2 protein-coding genes are annotated in these 3,229 nt (G+C 48.8%); one reads left to right on the plus strand and one right to left on the minus strand.

Going from position 1 to position 3,229, the window contains the following annotated elements; translation table 11 throughout:
* Nucleotides 1–1,384 (minus strand): RCC1 domain-containing protein (locus AC1DWB_RS32645; RefSeq protein ID WP_477545262.1); only part of this gene is annotated, 1,384 nt, incomplete at its 3' end.
* Between the two features lie 165 nt (nucleotides 1,385–1,549).
* On the opposite strand from AC1DWB_RS32645, the gene AC1DWB_RS32650 reads away from it, so the two are divergent.
* On the plus strand, nucleotides 1,550–3,229 hold a 1,680-nt coding region (locus AC1DWB_RS32650; protein ID WP_477545263.1), incomplete at its 3' end, for a winged helix-turn-helix domain-containing protein.

Consider the following 3,229-nt stretch of genomic DNA (forward strand, 5'->3'; position numbering starts at 1 on the left):
AGCCTGTTACTTGCTTAGAGTTCATATACGCCTCATAGGTCCCGATCCGAACGCCTCCGGCCTCAATAGCACTGACAGTCAGCGCAGTTCTGCTGCTGATTTGATAGACCTGATATACTAGCTCTTCCTGCTTGCTAAGATTATCGGTCGCCTTCCCCCAAGACAACGTAACACCCGTTTCCGTGATATCCGTGGCTGTAATGACAGGATCTGAGATGGTAGGCGGGGTCAAATCCAGTACAGCTGCATTACGAACCGGAACACTCTGAGATTCTCTCGTTTTGTCGCCTAGTTCCCCGTACCCGTTATAACCCCAGGCCCATACTTCCCCGCCTGATTGCATGGCGATTCCGTTGTAGCCGCCCGCGCCAAGGGCGACCACATCCGTTAAGCCGCTTACCCGAACGGGACTTGACCTAGTGGCAGTCGTCCCATCCCCCAACTGTCCATAATTGTTAATGCCCCAGCTCCATACCGTCCCGTCTTCCTTTAGGGCGTAATTAAAATGAGTGCCCCCCACGACAGTCTTCACATGGTCAATCCCGATAACTGGAACAGGCGCTACGCGGTTTGTGTTGGTTCCATCTCCTAGCGTTCCGTATGTATTCCTACCCCAGGCCCATACCGTTCCGTCTTCTTTCACCGCTATACTATGATGATCTCCCGCGGCAATCGCCTTCACACCGCTTATATTCACTTGATACGGAGTCGTACGATCGCTTGTTACCCCGCCTCCGGACTCGCCATACGTATTTCTTCCCCATGCCCATACCGTTCCATCCGACTTAAGCGCTAGGCTATGATAGCCTGCATTAACAATGGCTACTACGTCTGTCAAGCCAACCACTTGTACAGGCAATTGCCTTTGTGTCGTCGTCCCGTCGCCTAATTCCCCGTTATCGTTCCTCCCCCATGCCCATACGGTCCCATCGCTTTTCAAGGCAAGAACATGATAGCCGAGACCGGTAGATAGGGTGGTTACCCCGCTAATCCCCCTTACCTGTACCGGTGCTATCCGATTTTCCAACGTTCCATCACCTAGCTGACCGTTCTCATTCAACCCCCATGCCCACAACGTACTATCTTCCTTAATGGCATAGTTGCTCATGATGCTGGTCGCGATTAGCTTGACGTGATCCAGGTTTCTTATGAGGAGCGGCGAAGTTGAATACGTCCCCGTATCATAAGACAGCTGTCCCTTCTCATTCCGCCCCCAGGCCCATACCGTCCCGTCACTAAGAAGGACCGTGCTGTGGTAATAACCGGTTGCAATCTGTGGTGCGACGACATACTCCGCGGCATGCGCGAACTTCATCTGTATGATCGGGATAAGCCATAAAAGAACAATGAATGCTATCATCATTTTATTAAGTCGATTCTTCATACGTATACCTCCGTTAATCTACCACTTTTTCTAGAGTCCCTCCCATTTTACGAATTCATAATCTTCATTACGATTGACAAATGTTAACTTCCTGCCATTTTTTTCGTATAATGAAACAAAGTATTTCTATTCTTGCGAGCATCTGTCGCGATTTGTGAGGGACCCATGATTCAACAATCAGCCCCCATCCTATTAAAAGCCAAAATCGCCCTTCCCGTTCTTAAAGAAAACCATGTTACACGGGACCGACTGATTAATGCCATTACAACCGGATTGATGGGTCGGCTCACGCTTGTGTGCGCACCTGCCGGCTTTGGGAAGACGACTCTGCTGGCACAGTGGGCTCATGCCCAACAACAAGCTCCGGCTTGGCTCTCTCTTGATGAGATGGATAACGACATAATCAGGTTTTGGCGGTATGTGGTCCATGCCCTTACAGCCATCGTTCCCGATCCTGTGATCAATCGGATCACACCGCTCATCGAGGCTTTACCAACCGTATCCATTRGCACCTTCCTAGACGCCCTATTGAACGAACTGTTCTCCCTTTCAGAAGCGGTTGTACTGATCCTAGACGATTATCAACGAATACGAAACGAGCAAATCCACTGCAGCCTTTCCTACTTTATCGATTATTTGCCGCAAACCGTTCATGTGTTGATTGCCAGTCGTAACGAGCTGCCCTTTTCCACCATCAAATGGATGGCAAGCGAAGAACGGAACCAATTAGATGCGACACAGCTTCAATTCACGCCGATTGAAACAGCGTTGTTGTACCACGAGTTATCCGGTCCAGGGCTATCAGATTATCAGATTGAACAATTGACACTCCGGACAGAAGGCTGGATAACCGCTTTGAAGTTAGTCTCGTTGTCATTACGTGCTGGAATACATGATTCCCGATTCATAGAGGAGTTCAAGGGAAACCATCACAATGTCGCCGATTATTTATTCCATGAGGTAGTGTCCAAACTACCCGCTGACATTTATCACTTCCTCCTCCAAACCTCTGTCCTCGATCGGATGGATTCCATCGTATGCAATGCCGTCACTCAAGAAACGAACAGTGTTCACCTCTTAGAACGCCTAAAAAGCTTAAATCTGTTTTTGGTTCCGCTTGACGATCAGAACACTTGGTTCCGGTACTATCATTTATTCGCTCAATACCTGCAGGAGCTGGTGAAAAAGAACAACCCCGAGCTTTGGTACCGCTCCAATCGGCTGGCTAGTGAGTGTTTTGCTGCTCGCGGTTTCATGGATGAAGCCATTCATCATGCCATTCAGGCTGAGGATTTTGTTCGTATGCAGATTTACTTGGAACGGCATATTCCAACTGCTCTGAACAAGGGGGAGCTTACGACTCTGCTGTATTGGTTCCAATGTATTCCCGCGGAGTCTGAGCCTTCTCCAGAGCTGTCTCTTCTTTATTCCTTCGTTCTCGTACTGACAGGACAACTGGAGCAAGCAGATTATGAATTAGAACGTATTGAACTAGCAAGCCAAGACATGGAGCGATCCGAAAGATGGGAGCAATTGCAAAGTGGAATCCTTTTTGTGAGATCGAACTTGGTATTTTCAAATGGGGATTTTGGAAGATGGTTCGCATTCACTGATGGGATGCTGGACCGCATCCTTCCGGCCAACCCGACCTATTACAATTTCAATTACAATACAACGGAACCGCTCGTGAGGCGGACGACGCTCGGTCTTAAAGGAATACTGTCGAGTGATACCGAAACGATCGGCAGTATTCCTTTAAGACCGAGCGTCGTCCGCCTCACGCTTGCCGCCGCGAAAACTCATTTTTTCCTGCATTTGATTTTAGCACCCCTTAATCAATATATC

The organism is Paenibacillus sp. P4_E11 (assembly GCF_056401635.1).